15 protein-coding genes and 1 pseudogene are annotated in these 15,058 nt (G+C 60.3%); 6 read left to right on the forward strand and 10 right to left on the reverse strand.

All coding sequences use genetic code 11. The features are described from left to right. Nucleotides 1–8: 8 nt before the first annotated feature. Both ACA073_RS15405 and ACA073_RS15410 read right to left on the reverse strand, forming a co-directional pair. Entirely contained in the window at nucleotides 9–1,586 is a 1,578-nt protein-coding gene (locus ACA073_RS15405) for a sensor domain-containing diguanylate cyclase (protein ID WP_497397438.1), read from the reverse strand. 79 nt (nucleotides 1,587–1,665) lie between these two features. After that, entirely contained in the window at nucleotides 1,666–2,193 is a 528-nt protein-coding gene (locus ACA073_RS15410; RefSeq protein WP_497397440.1) for a DUF3087 domain-containing protein, read from the reverse strand. A 211-nt stretch (nucleotides 2,194–2,404) separates the two neighbouring features. Here ACA073_RS15410 and ppnN point away from each other — a divergent pair, with 211 nt between their 5' ends. Next, nucleotides 2,405–3,778 carry a nucleotide 5'-monophosphate nucleosidase PpnN gene (gene ppnN / locus ACA073_RS15415; protein ID WP_497397442.1) on the forward strand — a complete coding sequence of 458 codons (1,374 nt, stop codon included), beginning with the start codon at nucleotides 2,405–2,407 and terminating at the stop codon, nucleotides 3,776–3,778. A gap of 179 nt (nucleotides 3,779–3,957) precedes the next feature. Here the strand turns inward: ppnN and ACA073_RS15420 are convergent, their stop codons facing one another. Beyond that, nucleotides 3,958–4,221, reverse strand: coding sequence for a DUF2790 domain-containing protein (locus ACA073_RS15420; RefSeq protein WP_497397444.1), 264 nt, complete (start codon nucleotides 4,219–4,221; stop codon nucleotides 3,958–3,960). A gap of 206 nt (nucleotides 4,222–4,427) precedes the next feature. On the opposite strand from ACA073_RS15420, the gene ACA073_RS15425 reads away from it, so the two are divergent. From ACA073_RS15425 to ACA073_RS15440, 4 genes are all read left to right on the forward strand, one after another. Then, on the forward strand, nucleotides 4,428–5,168 hold the full coding sequence (locus ACA073_RS15425; RefSeq protein WP_461950071.1) for a response regulator: 741 nt from the start codon (nucleotides 4,428–4,430) through the stop codon (nucleotides 5,166–5,168). 188 nt (nucleotides 5,169–5,356) lie between these two features. Then, entirely contained in the window at nucleotides 5,357–5,698 is a 342-nt protein-coding gene (locus ACA073_RS15430) for a hypothetical protein (protein ID WP_497397446.1), read from the forward strand. Nucleotides 5,699–6,016: 318 nt separating this feature from the next. Further along, complete coding sequence (locus ACA073_RS15435; RefSeq protein ID WP_497397448.1) at nucleotides 6,017–6,751, forward strand: substrate-binding periplasmic protein; 735 nt, start codon at nucleotides 6,017–6,019, stop codon at nucleotides 6,749–6,751. A 108-nt stretch (nucleotides 6,752–6,859) separates the two neighbouring features. Then, nucleotides 6,860–7,087 (forward strand): hypothetical protein, encoded by a 228-nt coding sequence (locus ACA073_RS15440; protein WP_497397450.1) that lies wholly within the window; start codon nucleotides 6,860–6,862, stop codon nucleotides 7,085–7,087. 86 nt (nucleotides 7,088–7,173) lie between these two features. Here the strand turns inward: ACA073_RS15440 and ACA073_RS15445 are convergent, their stop codons facing one another. From ACA073_RS15445 to ACA073_RS15475, 7 genes and pseudogenes are all read right to left on the reverse strand, one after another. Beyond that, on the reverse strand, nucleotides 7,174–8,610 hold the full coding sequence (locus ACA073_RS15445; RefSeq protein ID WP_497397452.1) for an FAD/NAD(P)-binding protein: 1,437 nt from the start codon (nucleotides 8,608–8,610) through the stop codon (nucleotides 7,174–7,176). A 14-nt stretch (nucleotides 8,611–8,624) separates the two neighbouring features. Further along, a pseudogene (locus ACA073_RS15450) lies at nucleotides 8,625–8,989 on the reverse strand (ATP-binding cassette domain-containing protein); the annotation flags it as partial. Nucleotides 8,990–9,012: 23 nt separating this feature from the next. Then, nucleotides 9,013–9,918 (reverse strand): AMP-binding protein, encoded by a 906-nt coding sequence (locus ACA073_RS15455; RefSeq protein WP_497397454.1) that lies wholly within the window; start codon nucleotides 9,916–9,918, stop codon nucleotides 9,013–9,015. 239 nt (nucleotides 9,919–10,157) lie between these two features. Further along, entirely contained in the window at nucleotides 10,158–11,561 is a 1,404-nt protein-coding gene (locus ACA073_RS15460) for an LLM class flavin-dependent oxidoreductase (protein ID WP_497397456.1), read from the reverse strand. Continuing rightward, nucleotides 11,561–11,998: an acyl-CoA dehydrogenase gene (locus ACA073_RS15465; protein WP_497397458.1), complete on the reverse strand. Its 438-nt coding sequence runs from the start codon at nucleotides 11,996–11,998 to the stop codon at nucleotides 11,561–11,563. Before ACA073_RS15465 ends, ACA073_RS15460 begins: the two co-directional genes overlap by 1 nt. A gap of 10 nt (nucleotides 11,999–12,008) precedes the next feature. Continuing rightward, complete coding sequence (locus ACA073_RS15470) at nucleotides 12,009–13,211, reverse strand: SfnB family sulfur acquisition oxidoreductase (protein WP_497397460.1); 1,203 nt, start codon at nucleotides 13,209–13,211, stop codon at nucleotides 12,009–12,011. A gap of 157 nt (nucleotides 13,212–13,368) precedes the next feature. Further along, complete coding sequence (locus tag ACA073_RS15475) at nucleotides 13,369–13,932, reverse strand: helix-turn-helix domain-containing protein (protein ID WP_497397462.1); 564 nt, start codon at nucleotides 13,930–13,932, stop codon at nucleotides 13,369–13,371. Between ACA073_RS15475 and ACA073_RS15480 the strand changes: the two genes are divergently transcribed. Continuing rightward, nucleotides 13,927–14,952, forward strand: coding sequence for a DMT family transporter (locus tag ACA073_RS15480; RefSeq protein WP_497397464.1), 1,026 nt, complete (start codon nucleotides 13,927–13,929; stop codon nucleotides 14,950–14,952). The genes ACA073_RS15475 and ACA073_RS15480 overlap by 6 nt on opposite strands. The last annotated feature ends 106 nt before the right edge of the window (nucleotides 14,953–15,058 follow it).

Here is a 15,058-nt window from a genome sequence, read left to right on the forward strand (position 1 = left end):
CGGCGCGCTCAGTTGGCAATGACGCTCATGTTCCTGCCGCTGGCCTTGGCGACATAGAGCGCCTTGTCCGCTGAGCCAATCAGGTCGTCGGCCTGGGCTTGCGAGGCCGGATCGTAAGCGGCGACGCCCAGGCTGACCGTCACCATGCCTTCCGCGCCTACACTGTGGTGAATACCGGCGTGCAGCACCGCACGACGGATTTTTTCCGCCACCAAAAACGCCCCGACATAGTCGGTCCCAGGCAGCACCACCGCAAACTCTTCGCCGCCGTAGCGCGCCGCCAGATCCCCGGGACGCTGGATATTTTCCGTGATGATCGCACTGACTTTGCGCAAACACTCATCACCGGCCAAGTGACCGAAGTGGTCGTTGAACAGCTTGAAGTGATCGACATCAATCATCAGCAATGCGAGGCCGGTCAGGCTGCGTCTGGCTCGGCCCATTTCCGAGTGGATGAACAAATCGAACTGACGCCGGTTGGACAGCCCCGTCAGCGCGTCCTCCAGGGCCAGCAATTCCAGGCTGCGATTGACCTCGATCAGTTTTTCCTGGGCATCCAGCAACTGTTCCTGGATGCGGTTCTGCTGCTTCATCAGATTGATGAGGCGATAACCCAGCACGCTGAGAAAGCCCAGTAGCAACGCGACGATGCCCGCACTGAGCAAGGATTCCTCACGCCAGCCGGCCAGGACCTCATCCTTGTCGAGCGCGGCGAAAACGATCAGCGGATAACCCTCGACCCGGCGAAACCCTACCACCCGCACAACGCCATCCACAACAGACTGGACCGTTGCCGTCCCTGAGTTGCCCGTGGGCAACAACTGCTTGAACAACGGGCCGTTGGCGAGGCTTGTGCCGATTTCCGCTTCGTTGAATGGCCGGCGAACGACGATGGTGGCGTTGTCGGCGATCAGGTTGATCACGCCGTTGCGGCCCATGTCGATGCTGTCGTACAGGGACAGAAAATGGTTGAGATAGATCGTCGCCAGCGCCACACCGGCAAAACTTCCATCGGCGTGATTGATTCTGCGCGACACCGTCATGATCCATTCGCCGCTGGAACGGCTTCTGATCGACGGACCGATGTGCGGCCCACGGTCGGGATGATCGCGATGGAAAATGAAATATTCACGGTCGGCGTTGTTCGCTTCGGGCAGGACTGCGCCGTTGGAATTGGCCATCCAGCGCCCCGTTTCGTCATAGACGAACATGCCGTGCAACTGTCTCAGCTCACTGCGCTGGGCGCTGAGCAAGCGCTCCAGATGAGGCAACCGGGCCGGGCTCAGGCCTTCGGTTTCAAGACGTTCCACCAGCGTAAACAGCAGCGTGTCAGCTTGCTTGATCGTCGCCTGCGCTTGCGAGGCCAGGGTCTGCGCAAGGTTGGACATCGCCACTTCCTTGTCATGCAGATGGTACTGCCGCGAACTCCAGGCTTCCCAGATGACGATAGCGATCAGTGACAGGCACACGGCGACGAGCAGAACCACCGCAGAGCGGACCTTGAGCTTGACCCCGCCGTGTTCGGCAACCAATTGCACGCCGTGGCGGGATTGTTCGATTCGGTCTTTTACAGACGGATTTCCCATGTTGCTTCCAGAATCTCGATGAATGGCGACTGATCCAGTTCGCCTTTTTTATTACCACTGTGCCCCAACATCGCATCGGTTACGGTGGCGTCTGTTTCATGAACTCAAGCCACGCCGGGTTCAATTGCGTCTGTTCAGTCTCGATACCCAGCGCTTCCATCCGGGCCTTGTGCAGGTCCATCTCGCGAATCAACTGGCTGTGATCACTGGAGTTGCCGTCCAGTTCGTGCATCTGCTTCAACCCCAGATGATAGAAGCGCAGCAGCTTCATGGCGTCCGGGTTACCCCTCTCCACCGCCGCCGTCACCTGGTGCATGACGTTGGTGACGCTCATCAGGCTGCGCTTGAGCTGCCAGCCGTACACGGCGGGCGCCATCCATTCCTGATTCCAGAACTTGCCGCGCATCAGCGCCGCCATCAGCAGCACCGCGACAAACACGCCACCCACGTTGAAGCGTAGATTGTCGCCCCCCGGCTCGCCGAACATCGCCACCGCCGCGGTCGACAGCACCATCGCCAGGACCAGGAAAACCAGGGCGATGATGATCGTGCTGCGGCGCGTCTGGCTTCGATAAAGCTCGGGGTTCTGCGGCTGGATTTCAAACATCGCGACGGGTTTCCTCGGGGGCATGGGCAAAAAACTGCGAGTCATTATCGCCTCTGCGGGGGATTTAGCTATGCTGGGGCTCCTTTTCATCTTGTCATCGTCGAAGGAGAACATGGCGATACTGCGCAGTTCGTGCCATCTTCTGTTATGCATACATACTATTCGGATGTCATGCGTCCTCGGCGGGTGACATCGTTTTAAGGATCATTGAATGTCCCAAAGACAAGTAATCAACGCTTCGGTCAGCCCGAAAGGCAGCCTGGAAACCCTCTCTCAACGTGAAGTACAGCAACTGAGCGAAGCCGGATCCGGCAGCACCTACGACATATTCCGCCAGTGCGCCCTGGCCATCCTCAACACCGGCGCCCACGTCGATAACGCCAAGACCATCCTCGAAGCCTACAAAGACTTCGAGATCCGTATCCACCAGCAGGACCGCGGCGTGCGCCTGGAACTGCTGAACGCCCCGGCCGACGCGTTCGTCGACGGTGAAATGATCGCCAGCACCCGGGAAATGCTGTTCAGCGCCCTGCGCGACATCGTCTACACCGAAAACGAACTCGACAGCCAGCGCATCGACCTGAGCACTTCCCAAGGCATCAGCGACTACGTGTTCCACCTGCTGCGCAACGCCCGCACCCTGCGCCCCGGCGTCGAGCCGAAGATCGTGGTGTGCTGGGGTGGCCACTCGATCAACACCGAAGAATACAAATACACCAAGAAAGTCGGCCACGAACTGGGCCTGCGCAGCCTCGACATCTGCACCGGTTGCGGCCCTGGCGTGATGAAAGGCCCGATGAAAGGCGCGACCATCGCCCACGCCAAGCAGCGCATCCACGGCGGTCGCTACCTCGGTTTGACCGAACCCGGCATCATCGCCGCCGAAGCGCCGAACCCGATCGTCAACGAGCTGGTGATCCTGCCGGACATCGAAAAACGTCTGGAAGCGTTCGTGCGCGTGGGCCACGGCATTATCATCTTCCCGGGCGGCGCGGGCACGGCCGAAGAGTTCCTGTACCTGCTCGGCATCCTGATGCACCCGGACAACAAGGGCCTGCCCTTCCCCGTCATTCTCACCGGGCCGAAGCACGCCGCGCCGTATCTGGAGCAACTGGACGCGTTCGTCGGCGCCACCCTGGGCGAAGCGGCGAAACAACACTACGAGATCATCATCGACGACCCGACAGAAGTCGCACGGCAGATGACCCAGGGCCTGAAAGCGGTGAAACAGTTCCGCCGCGAGCGCAACGACGCGTTCCATTTCAACTGGCTGCTGAAGATCGACGAAGGCTTCCAGCGCCCGTTCGATCCGACTCACGAAAACATGGCCAACCTGAAACTGAGCCGCAACCTGCCGGCTCACGAACTGGCCGCCAACCTGCGCCGCGCGTTCTCCGGCATCGTCGCCGGCAACGTCAAGGACAAGGGCATCCGCCTGATCGAAAAGCACGGGCCGTATCAGATCCGTGGCGATGCGGCGGTGATGCAACCGCTGGATGAACTGCTCAAGGCCTTCGTGGCCCAGCACCGGATGAAACTGCCGGGTGGCGCGGCGTATGTGCCGTGTTACCAAGTGGTTGCGTAAGTAAAGCGCTCCCACCTTTGACCAGTGTCGAACGCAGACTTTGTGCTCGACACCATCACCCTGTGGGAGCGGGCTTGCTCGCGAAAGCGGTGTGTCAGTAGCATAAATGTCGACTGACAAGCCGCATTCGCGAGCAAGCCCGCTCCCACAGGTATCGGTGTCCGACACCGTCCAGGTTATCAACCGCCCTGGTTGCCGCACTCTGCAAACTTGCTGTAATCCAGCACTTTCTGCATGCCGCTGGAATCCAGGTACGTCATCCGCGCATTGACGATCCCGCACTGACCGCCGCCGTCTTCTACAGTTGAAATAACCTTCTTGATGTCCAGATGGGTGCCAGTGGCGTGTGTCTGCGCCTCGGTCTTCACGTCGGCGTGGGCCGAAAACGCAGCGACGTTCAGAATGGCAAAAAAGCTGGCAGCGAAGAGTTTGTTCCACTTCATGGCGATTGCCTCAAGGTTTCAATGGGTAGTCGGTGCGAGGCAAGTCGTCTTGTCTCGATGGAACCCATTCAATCAATCCGAGGTATCTGCCATGTGTCGTAAAAACCGGGCTTTTAAGGCATAAGATGTCGCACAGGGCGCCCGATACACTTTGATACACCCACAGCCGAGAAGACTGACGCGCCAATCAGAAGAGGGGTTTAAGGATGGAACATGTGAACCACATCCTGATCGTCGACGACGATCGCGAGATCCGCGAGCTGGTCGGCAATTACCTGAAAAAGAACGGCCTGCGCACCACGGTGGTTGCCGATGGCCGGCAGATGCGCAGTTTTCTCGAAGCCAACACCGTGGACCTGATCGTGCTGGACATCATGATGCCCGGCGATGACGGCCTGTTGCTGTGCCGGGAATTGCGCTCGGGTAAGCACAAGGCCACGCCGATCCTGATGCTCACCGCACGCAACGACGAAACCGACCGCATCCTCGGCCTGGAAATGGGCGCCGACGACTACCTGACCAAACCCTTCGCCGCCCGCGAACTGCTGGCGCGGATCAACGCCGTGCTGCGCCGCACCCGGATGCTGCCGCCCAACCTGCTGATTACCGAGAGCGGTCGATTGCTGGGTTTCGGTCGCTGGCGCCTGGACACCACCGCCCGGCACCTGCTGGACGAAGACGGCACCATGGTCGCCCTCAGCGGCGCCGAATATCGACTGTTGCGCGTGTTCCTCGATCATCCGCAACGGGTGCTCAGCCGTGACCAGTTGCTGAATCTGACACAGGGTCGCGATGCCGACCTGTTCGACCGTTCCATCGATTTGCTGGTGAGCCGCCTGCGTCAGCGCCTCATGGATGATTCGCGGGAATCGACCTACATCAAAACCGTGCGCAGCGAAGGGTACGTGTTCTCTTATCCGGTGGAATTGCTCGGCGCCGAGTCGTGAAGTTTTGCCCAATAGGGGATTTTTCATAGGGCTTTTGTATCCGTCTGTATAAGGATGCATGGCGGATACGAAGACATCGATTTCGAGGCGTTCAAGCACACATCACCGATACAGCCGAGCGTTTAACTGTGTTCACCGGATAGCAGCAGCTACCGACCCACTCAAACTAAACGCACGGAGAATCACCCATGTTCAAGTTCTCGAAAGCCTCGTCCCTGGTACTCGGTCTGGCACTGGCAGGCGGCCTCGGCCTGTCGAACCTGGCCTCGGCCAACACCGTGAGCGCCGCGTCCCACAGCCAGATTCAGCAACTGTTGGTGGAAGGTGGTTCGGATCGGCTGCAACAGAATCGTGTGGCTGAAGGTGGCTCCGATCGCCTGATCGAAAATCGCGTCGCTGAAGGCGGTGCGGATCGTTTACAAGAACTGCGCGAACGTGTCGCACTGATCAGCCCGAGCAACGCTGTGCAAGGGGGTGTGGTGGTGGCGGAAAACCGTGCGGAGTTCGGTTCGAAATATCAGCGGTATTGATCGCGATCTAAACCGCAACAAAGACCTACTGTGGGAGCGGGCTTGTGGTGAGGGGATTTAGCGAAACGTCGCACCGCCCCGTTCGGCTGCGCAGCAGTCGTAAAACGTTGCTTGCGGTGTACCTGATCCAACATGATTGCTGGTTTTGGGGCCGCTTCGCAGCCCAACGGGGATAAATCCCCTCACCACAAGCCCGCTCCCACAGTGGCCAGCGATACCCATAAATCCTGAGTTCTGACGCAAAAGCCCGACAATTGCGCGGGACAGTTGCAGCAGGCGCGTACTAAGATTTGCGCTTCATTTCATCAAGGACGATTCATGAAGCGCTTTGCCGGTTGTCTGCTGTCCTTCCTGACATTCACTGCGGTCGCGGCAGACCTGAACATGCTCACCGACAACCACCCGCCCCTGCATTTTCAGCAGGGCAACGCGCTGGTGGGGTTTGGCGTGGATGTGGTGCAGGCACTGGCCGACACCACCGGCGATCAGGTGCACTTTCAACAAGTCCCGCTACTGCGCGCCTTGCGCATGGCCAGCACCGAGCCCGCCACCGGGGTGTTCACCGTGTTGCGCACCGCCGAGCGTGACAGCCAGTATCAGTGGGTCGGCCCGTTGATGGAGGTGGAAACTGCTCTGTTCTCCACGGACAGCAGTCGGCAACCGGTGCGCAGTTTGCTGGAGGCCGGCCGTCAGGGCCGAATTGCCGTTCCGCGAAAATGGCTGGTCTACAGCTACTTGCAGAAACAGGACCTGAACAATCTGTACGGCGTGGAAACACCCGAACAAATGATGCGACTGGCGCGACTGGGCCGTACCGAATTTGTGGTGGCCGACACGCTGTCCGTTGCCACCATGGCCCGTGAGGAAGGTTTGCCACCCGAGCAGTTGCACTATCAGATGCCATTGATGAAGCAAGCCACCTACATTGCCTTTTCACCGTTGACCGATGCGCGCCAGATCGTGCGCTGGCAGCAGGCGCTGGACGAGATGAGCCGGGACGGACGCCTGGAACAACTCAAGCAGCGCTGGCTGGTGGACCGCCCGCCGCACTGACCGCGGATCAACGTGCTCGATAACGACTATGCGTCAGGGTGTTTTTTTATCGTGAAGCGCCAGCACTACAGTGGGCCCATCTTCTTCCCACACTTCTGGAGCAACATCATGAAAAGCATTATCGGTCTTGGTTTCGCCCTGTCGGTTCTTGGTGCTACTTCGGCTATCGCAGCGCCCCACGCGACTTCGCCTGTGGTGGCGGCAGCGGCAAACGTCAGTCAGCCGGCTACGTTGAATGTGAATACTGTTGGTGTTGATCGTAAAGATAGCCAGGCGATCACACTTTACGTGGCTGAAAACCGTCCTGAGTTTGGTTCGAAGTATCAGCGTTATTGATTGGCGGGTTTGTGCGGTTTGGAACGGGGAACCTCGGGGAGATTTGGTCTTTCCGGGGTTTCTTTGGTTTTGATTGGGGGCATATCTCACAGCAAAGTTCCAGCCAGGCGAACAGCCAATGCCTTGGCCTGACTAGCCACATCAGTCACCGCCGTACTCTCCCACCACATCCCCCGCAACGGCGGCCCCATGGCAAACAGTCGAGGAGCGACGTCTCCATCAACATCCAGCACCGCGCCATCCACAGCCGCCGCAATCCCCAACGCCAACGGCCCCGGCCGCACCAACCCGCGAGCCAGCAACTGCTGCGGCAACGGTCGCGCTACCCGCCGCCAGTCGTACTCGATCCCGCTGGAATTGATCAACGCCGCCCCCCTGACGACAACCGTTTCAGCTTCACCACGACGACGAATCCGAATGCTCACCCCACCGCCCGACGCAGGCTCCAGCCCCTTGAACGAGGCCGCCTGAATCCGCAACCGCCCTTCCCCATGCAACCTTGCCACCAACTCCGCACTCAACGGCGGCGAACGGTGATGGTGACTCTCCCACCACGGCCGCACATGCCGCACGAACTGCCGACGCTGCACGTCCGTCGCCTGACTCCACAAACGGCCGATATGCGCTCGCACAGTGTCCAACGGCGCCTGCCAGTCGATGCCCTGCGCGATGGCATCCCGACAATGCCGACGCAGTTCACGCACCAACTGTCGCGGCGTACGAATACTGTGATCCTCGGCAAGAAAATCCGCCCAGGCCGGTGGTTGCCGGCGCACATGCGGCAACAGTCCATGCCGGGAAAACACTTCGATCGGCCCGCGATGCCCGGCCTGTTCCAGCGACACCACAGCATCGACCATGGTCAGGCCGGAACCGATGATCAGCACCGTCGATTGCGGGTCGAGCTGACGCATGGCCGCCACATCCCACGGATCGAGCGCCGCGGCGTTCAAACCGCTGGACTCGGTCTGCGGCGTCCGCGCAGCGGGAAACATTCCCGTCGCCAACACCGCATAAGCGCCCTGCAAGCGCTGCCCGTCACTCAAACTCAGCCGTACCGAATCGTTCAGGTTTTCCAGGTCAACCACCTCGGCCCGCACATGCTCGACGGTCGAGCCATTCAAGGCGCCCACCGCTTGCGCCTCGGCCAGACGCTGCTGCACGTACAACCCGAAAATCCCCCTGGGCGGAAAGAGTTCGCTGACCGGCACATGCTGCTCATCGGACTCCGGCCAGCCACCGGCCGCGATGTACGCGGTCAGCCACTGAGTCAAGTCGTCTGCATTGTCCGGATCGACGCTCATGCGCGCCGCGTTGCCGTTCAGCGTATGGCCCAACTCGACCGCGCTGTACGCCTCGCCGCGTCCAAGTTCCGCTCGGGGTTCAATCACCCGCAACGAGCGCTTGCCGGGCAGCCGCAACAATTGTGCCGCCAACATCGCGCCGCTAAGGCCACCGCCGATGATCAGGATGTCCGCGTGACGGATGGCGTCGGTCGCCTGTCCGCTTTTGAATTCGCTCATGCCATTCTCACTGATCAGTGTTTGCCTGGATAAAAGTCGTGCAGATCGCCCCGCGCCAGCAACGCCTCGCTGTTGCCGGACGACACCACCCGGCCAGTGTCGAGGACATAGGCCTGTGAAGCGTAATTGAGCGCCACATTAAGGTTTTGCTCGGCAATCGGGAAGCTCACCTGTTCGTCGCGATTGAGCTGGGCAACGATCTCGAAAATCTCCTGAACGATAATAGGCGCCAACCCCATGGAAGGTTCATCCAGCAAGACCAAAGTCGGACGCATCATCAGTGCCCGGCCAAGGTTTTGCGCATGGTTTCCAGACGTGGCAACCAGGCTTAGATCCGCGGCAGATCACGGGTCATGTCCTGACGGGAAATGCCGCTGACTTGCAGGATGGCGTCGGTCGAGCTCATGCGATGTCCCGTTTGAATTCGGATAACCAGTTCGGCGCAGATTGCGCGTCAGGGCTACGCGTGGTTTGCCAGATGAAATGCAGGTTGTGGAAACCGAGCTGTCGGCGAACGCGATTTTTGATCAGGCGTTGCAGGCCTTTTTCCGGGTGGGCGATGGCCCAGTCGCACAGACTCCGGCGCCAGGTGCCTTGCGGGGCGAGCCGACTGTCGATTTCCGCCGCCAGCAGTTGCAGGCCTTCGGCCGAGAGCAGCAGCCCGGAAGGCGCCACTTCGCGACGATCGCGGCTGGCGCTGTCGGGGCTTTCCGGGAAGGCCAGGGAGTGGCCGCTGGTTAGCCACTGCTCAAGCAAAACTGTCAGGCCGGCCTGCCATTGCGTGCCCTCTTCGCTCCACAGTTGCGAGCCCTTGCTCCAGCGGTTGAGCCGTCGCGGGGTTTCCACTGGGCCCAGCAGGTCGTTGAAGTCCAGCAGCGATTGGCCCTGATTCAGCCACAGTTGCTGCGTCTGCCGACCCTGAACGAAGGCGTGCGTGGGGCCGCTGCGCCACAGGACTTTGTGCAGGGTTTCGGGGTCGAGGTTGTCCGGCAGCGTCAGCAGTTGCCCACCGATGTGTTGGGCGGCCAGGGCCAGCAGCAACAGATTCGGCTCGAACGCGCCGCAGAGGGCCAGGCGTGAATCCTCGGTGAAACCTTGCTGGCGCAAACCGTCGGACAGGCGCTCGACATCGCGCGAGGCGTCGATCCAGCGCCAGACAAACCACTGGCCGTGGCGCTTGTGGCGTAACGCCGGTTGCAACGGACTGACCTGCGCCCAGTGGCGCAATTGCTCCAGTGCCTTGGGCAGCTCGACCCGCCACTCGGCGGTGTCCGCGAGGGGCGGACGCTTGAGTTCGTGCACGCTCATGGGTTGACCTCCTGTTCATGGGCAAAAGCGTGCGGTGGTCCGCCGGGCCAAATCTGTAAAACATCCGCGATCAAATGTGGCAGCGGGCTTGCTCGCGAAGAGGCCAGAACATTCAACATCAACGCCGCCTGATAGACCGCTTTCGCGAGCAAGCCCGCTCCCACATTGATCTTTTTCAGGCGCGGTATTGGGGTATGGCGCCGATTACCTGTAGGAGCGAGGCTTGCCCGCGAAGACGTCTACGCAGACACCACTTTCCTTTCCTGTTGCCGCAACGCCGCCAAATCCCGATATCCCGCGCCCGGATGGATCTCCGGCAACCGCGGCCCCTCCCCGAACAACTTCTCGCGCAAGGTCCCCGGCGCGTACTCAGTCTTGTACACCCCACGCTTCTGCAGCTCCGGCACCAGCAATTCCACGGCGTCGATAAAGGTCTCGTGAGTCAGTGCATAGGCCAGGTTGAAGCCGTCCACATCGGTCTCCTCAACCCACTCCTGCAACAGATCGGCAACCGTCTCGGGGCTGCCGACAAACAGCGGACCAAACCCGCCAATCCCGACCCAATCGGCCAGTTCGTTAGGCGTCCAGACCTTGTTCGGATCGGCCGTGGAGAACGCTTCCACCGCCGATTGAATGGCGTTGGTGTGCACATGTTTGAGCGGCTCATCAGGTTTGAACTGACTGAAATCGATCCCGGTCCAGCCAGAAATCAGCGCCATCGCGCCTTCGTAGCTGACCCAGGTTTTGTATTCCTCGAATTTGGCTTTGGCCTTGGCATCGGTCTCGCCGAGGATCACCGTTTGCAGGTTGAAGATCAGGATTTTCGACGGATCGCGCCCGGCCTCGGCGGCGCGACGACGGATGTCGGCGACGGTCTTTTTCAGCAGCACTTTCGACGGCGCCGCCACGAACACGCATTCCGCATGTTCGGCGGCGAACTGCTTGCCGCGACTCGACGCGCCGGCCTGATACAGCACCGGCGTACGTTGCGGCGAAGGTTCGCAGAGGTGAATGCCCGGCACCTGAAAATGTTTACCAACGTGCCGGATTTCGTGAATTTTGCTCGGGTCGCTGAAGATCCTGCGCTCGCGATCACGCAGGATCGCGCCCTCTTCCCAGCTGCCTTCCCAGAGCCTGTAGCAAACCTCTAGATACTCCTCGGCGAAGTCGTAACGGGCGTCGTGTTCGGTCTGGTTTTTCTGGCCGAGGTTCTTGGCGCCGCTTTCCAGATAGGAGGTGACGATGTTCCAGCCGGCGCGGCCCTTGGTCAGATGATCGAGTGTGGAGAGACGTCGGGCAAACGGATACGGATGTTCAAACGACAGTGACGCGGTCAGGCCAAAACCCAGATGCTCGGTGACCAGCGCCATCGGCGGGATCAGTTGCAGCGGATCGTTCACTGGCACCTGCGCCGCCTGACGAATCGCCGCATCACCGTTGCCGTAGTAGACGTCGTAGATGCCCAGCACGTCAGCGATGAACAAGCCATCGAACTTGCCGCGCTCAAGAATTTTCGCCAGATCGGTCCAGTATTCCAGGTCCTTGTACTGCCACGAACGATCCCGCGGATGTGCCCACAACCCCGGCGACTGATGGCCGACGCAGTTCATGTCAAACGCGTTGAGACGAATTTCACGGGCCATCAAACAACACTCCGAAAGCTTGGGGGATGAATGCCGTTGAGGCGGAAATTGCCGATGAGGTGGAGTTTCCAGCGCAGCGGATCGTGCAGTGAGCCGGGCAATGCGGTGCGCTGCCCGGTGAGTTCGAATTCAGTGTTGCTGGCGGTGTAGAGCGCCTCCGCGCTGGCAAGGTGAGACTCGGCGATGGCGACGCTGATTTCGGTGTCGTCTTCGTGGCTATTCAAGAAATCTTCGGCACGTTCAAGCAGCGCGGCGGCCACTTCGATGCGGATCTGCACGGCACCGAAACGGCTGATGACGTAGGGATCATCCCGGGTTTGGGTCTGCTGACGAACGAACCGCAGGGTCGCATCGAGCAAACTGCGGGCGTTATGCAAGTCATGCTGACTTTTGGCCAGGGGTTGCGTGGCAGCAATGGGTTGGGTCAAGGCGTTCATGGTGAGCTCCTCAATTCCAGGCGTGGCGCGCGGGTTTCACGCCATTGAGCAGGTAGTTGCCGATCAGGTGGTATTTCCAGCGCGCCGGGTCGTGCAGGGTGTGGGTCCGGGCGTTGCGCCAGTGGCGGTCGAGGTTGTACTTGCCAAGCACCGAACGGGTGCCGGCCAGTTCGAAGAGTTTGCTGCTGGCGAGCAGGGCAATTTCGGCGGACAGGACTTTGGCCTGGGCGACCACCACCGAGGCGTGGGCCACGGTGTCTTCATTGGCGTTGAGCAACGCCGCGTCGATGGCCTGGCCGGCCTTCTTGAGGATCGCCTCGGTGCCGTGGACCCGCCATTCGAGGTCGCCAATCGCGGCGATGCTGAACGGGTCCTGCCAACCGTGATCCTGACCGCTGTCGATCCAGGGTCGGGATTCGCGGGCGTAGCGCTTGGTTTCTTCCAGCGCACCGACGGCGATGCCGGTGTCCACCGCGGCTTGAATGATTTGTGAAATCGGGCCGTCGGCGGTGGGTTCGTCAAAGGCTTTGTGAGCCGGAATCACCGCGCTGAGCCGCACCTTCACCGCGTTCAACGTGACACCGCCACTGGCGGTGGTGCGCTGGCCGAAGCCGTCCCAACTGTCGATCACGGTCAGACCGGGATTGTCGCGCTCGATGAAAGCGATGAACGCCTGGTTCTGCTCGTTGACAGCCACCGCCGGCACGATATGCGCGAACAGTGCACCGGTGCAGTAAAACTTCTCGCCGTCGATTTGCGCGCTGTCTTTGTCGAAACGAATGCGGGTTTCGAAGGCCCCGGCGTTTTTGCTTTTGGACTCGGAGAAGGCATTGCCGAAACGGTAACCCTGTAGGACTTTGCCGAAGTAGTAGCGCTTCTGCTCTTCAGTGGCGGTTTGCAGCAGGATGTCGAGCACGCCAAGGTGGTTTTGCGGGATCTGGCCGAGGGACGAGTCGGCGGCGGAAATGATCTTGATGACTTGCGCGACGGTCACGTAGGAAACACCGGCGCCGCCGTATTCCTTGGGAACGGTGATGCCCCAGAGGCCACTGGCAGAAAACTCGTCGAGCTCAGTGACCGGCAAACGTCGCTCGCGATCGCGCACGCTGGCCTCGATGGCAAAGCGTGCGGCGAGCTTGTGAGCGACGGCGATTGCCTCGGCGTCCGAGCGGATCACGTGGGCAGTGCGAGGGGTTTTGGCAGAGGCTGTCATGGGCCGACTCCGGGGTTCTGGTGAATGCACCGGAGCTTTTTGCAGGAGTCGTGCCTGAAATTAATTTTGTCTAATTTCAATAGGTTGATGAGTTATTCGAGAAATTCGCGCAGCATCTAAACAGCAAAATGTCTATCCAGTGTTTATTGACAAACAGTTAGATCACCACGTTCCTCACGAACCGCGCAGCCACCGGCCCGTCGTTGCGATAGGCATGGGGCTGGTGGCTGGCAAACATATAAAACTCGCCGGCGGAAATCTCATGGGGGGTGTCGCCGAGCATCAGCGTGAGGCAGCCTTCGAACACGTAGATCTGTTCGCTCCAGCCCTCGGCATCCGGTTGCGACGGATAAATTTCACCCGGTTGCAGGCACCATTCCCACTGTTCCACTTCGCGGGTGGCCGTGGCTTTGGAGAGTAAAACGGCTTTGCTGCCGGGAATCGTCCCGGCCCAGGCCACTTCGTTGATGCGACTCGGGTCGCGGGCGTCCGGGGCCTGGATCAGGTCGCTGAACGCGACGTCCAGCGCTTCGGCCACGCGGTCGAGGGTGGTCAGGCTGACGTTCTTCTCGCCGGCCTCGATGGCCACCAGCATCCGGCGGCTGACCCCGGACTTTTCCGCCAGCGCGGTCTGGCTCATGTCGGCGGCGTGGCGCAGACGCCGAACGTTCAAACTGACGTGCTGAAGGACCGAAGCCCGTTGCGTTGAATCTTTGTGCACTATATTGCTCACTTGGTGGGGTTGGGCAGTATACTGCGCAACATTCGGCGCATTGTGCGTCGCCCTCAGGTAGCGCGCAAGGTCATGACGTCGTTGAACTTCTCCCCGGCTTCTTCCCGCTTTTCACGGTTCAGCAAGGCCGAGTGCGTGCTGGTGCTGATCACCATGGTCTGGGGCGGCACCTTTCTGTTGGTGCAGCACGCGATGACTGTCAGCGGCCCGATGTTCTTCGTCGGCCTGCGCTTTGCGGCGGCGGCGATTATCGTCTCGCTGTTTTCCTGGCGTCATCTGCGGGACCTGACCCTGTTCGAACTCAAGGCCGGCGCGTTTATCGGCGTGGCAATCATGCTCGGCTACGGCTTGCAAACCGTCGGCTTGCAGAGCATTCCCAGCAGTCAGTCGGCCTTTATCACTGCACTTTACGTGCCTTTCGTGCCGTTGCTGCAATGGCTGGTGCTGGGACGGCGTCCAGGGTTGATGCCGAGCATCGGCATCATGCTGGCGTTTACCGGGTTGATGCTGCTGTCGGGGCCTGCGGGTGCTTCGTTCAATTTCAGCCCCGGTGAAATCGCCACGCTGATCAGCGCCATCGCGATTGCCGCGGAGATCATTCTGATTAGCACCTATGCCGGGCAGGTCGATGTGCGGCGGGTGACGGTGGTGCAATTGGCGACCACCTCGGTGCTGGCGCTTTTGATGGTGGTGCCGACTCAGGAGGTCATTCCCGACTTCTCATGGTTTTTGCTGTGCAGCGCGCTAGGCCTTGGCGCGGCGAGTGCGGCGATTCAGGTGGCGATGAACTGGGCGCAGAAAAGCGTTTCGCCGACGCGGGCGACGTTGATTTATGCCGGTGAGCCTGTCTGGGCCGGGATCGTCGGACGGATCGCCGGGGAGCGGTTGCCGGCGATTGCGTTGGTGGGCGCGGGGTTGATTGTGGCGGCGGTGATTGTGAGTGAGTTGAAGACTAGGGGTAAGGTTGTTGCGACTGAGGAAGAGTTGGAGCGGGAAACCCAAGGTTAAACTTCAAAAGTTGAATCGCCTGGTAGATCGTCTTCGCGAGCAAGCCCGCTCCCACACTTGATCTCTGTTGAACACACACTTCGTGCTCACTGAAGATTCAATGTGG

The organism is Pseudomonas sp. LBUM1670 (assembly GCF_059695695.1).

Coding starts and splice junctions, on each gene's coding strand:
- ACA073_RS15405 (WP_497397438.1), bottom strand. CDS start 1,586: ATGGGAAATCCGTCTGTAAAAGACCGAATCGAACAATCCCGCCACGGC.
- ACA073_RS15410 (WP_497397440.1), bottom strand. CDS start 2,193: ATGTTTGAAATCCAGCCGCAGAACCCCGAGCTTTATCGAAGCCAGACG.
- ppnN (WP_497397442.1), top strand. CDS start 2,405: ATGTCCCAAAGACAAGTAATCAACGCTTCGGTCAGCCCGAAAGGCAGC.
- ACA073_RS15420 (WP_497397444.1), bottom strand. CDS start 4,221: ATGAAGTGGAACAAACTCTTCGCTGCCAGCTTTTTTGCCATTCTGAAC.
- ACA073_RS15425 (WP_461950071.1), top strand. CDS start 4,428: ATGGAACATGTGAACCACATCCTGATCGTCGACGACGATCGCGAGATC.
- ACA073_RS15430 (WP_497397446.1), top strand. CDS start 5,357: ATGTTCAAGTTCTCGAAAGCCTCGTCCCTGGTACTCGGTCTGGCACTG.
- ACA073_RS15435 (WP_497397448.1), top strand. CDS start 6,017: ATGAAGCGCTTTGCCGGTTGTCTGCTGTCCTTCCTGACATTCACTGCG.
- ACA073_RS15440 (WP_497397450.1), top strand. CDS start 6,860: ATGAAAAGCATTATCGGTCTTGGTTTCGCCCTGTCGGTTCTTGGTGCT.
- ACA073_RS15445 (WP_497397452.1), bottom strand. CDS start 8,610: ATGAGCGAATTCAAAAGCGGACAGGCGACCGACGCCATCCGTCACGCG.
- ACA073_RS15455 (WP_497397454.1), bottom strand. CDS start 9,918: ATGAGCGTGCACGAACTCAAGCGTCCGCCCCTCGCGGACACCGCCGAG.
- ACA073_RS15460 (WP_497397456.1), bottom strand. CDS start 11,561: ATGGCCCGTGAAATTCGTCTCAACGCGTTTGACATGAACTGCGTCGGC.
- ACA073_RS15465 (WP_497397458.1), bottom strand. CDS start 11,998: ATGAACGCCTTGACCCAACCCATTGCTGCCACGCAACCCCTGGCCAAA.
- ACA073_RS15470 (WP_497397460.1), bottom strand. CDS start 13,211: ATGACAGCCTCTGCCAAAACCCCTCGCACTGCCCACGTGATCCGCTCG.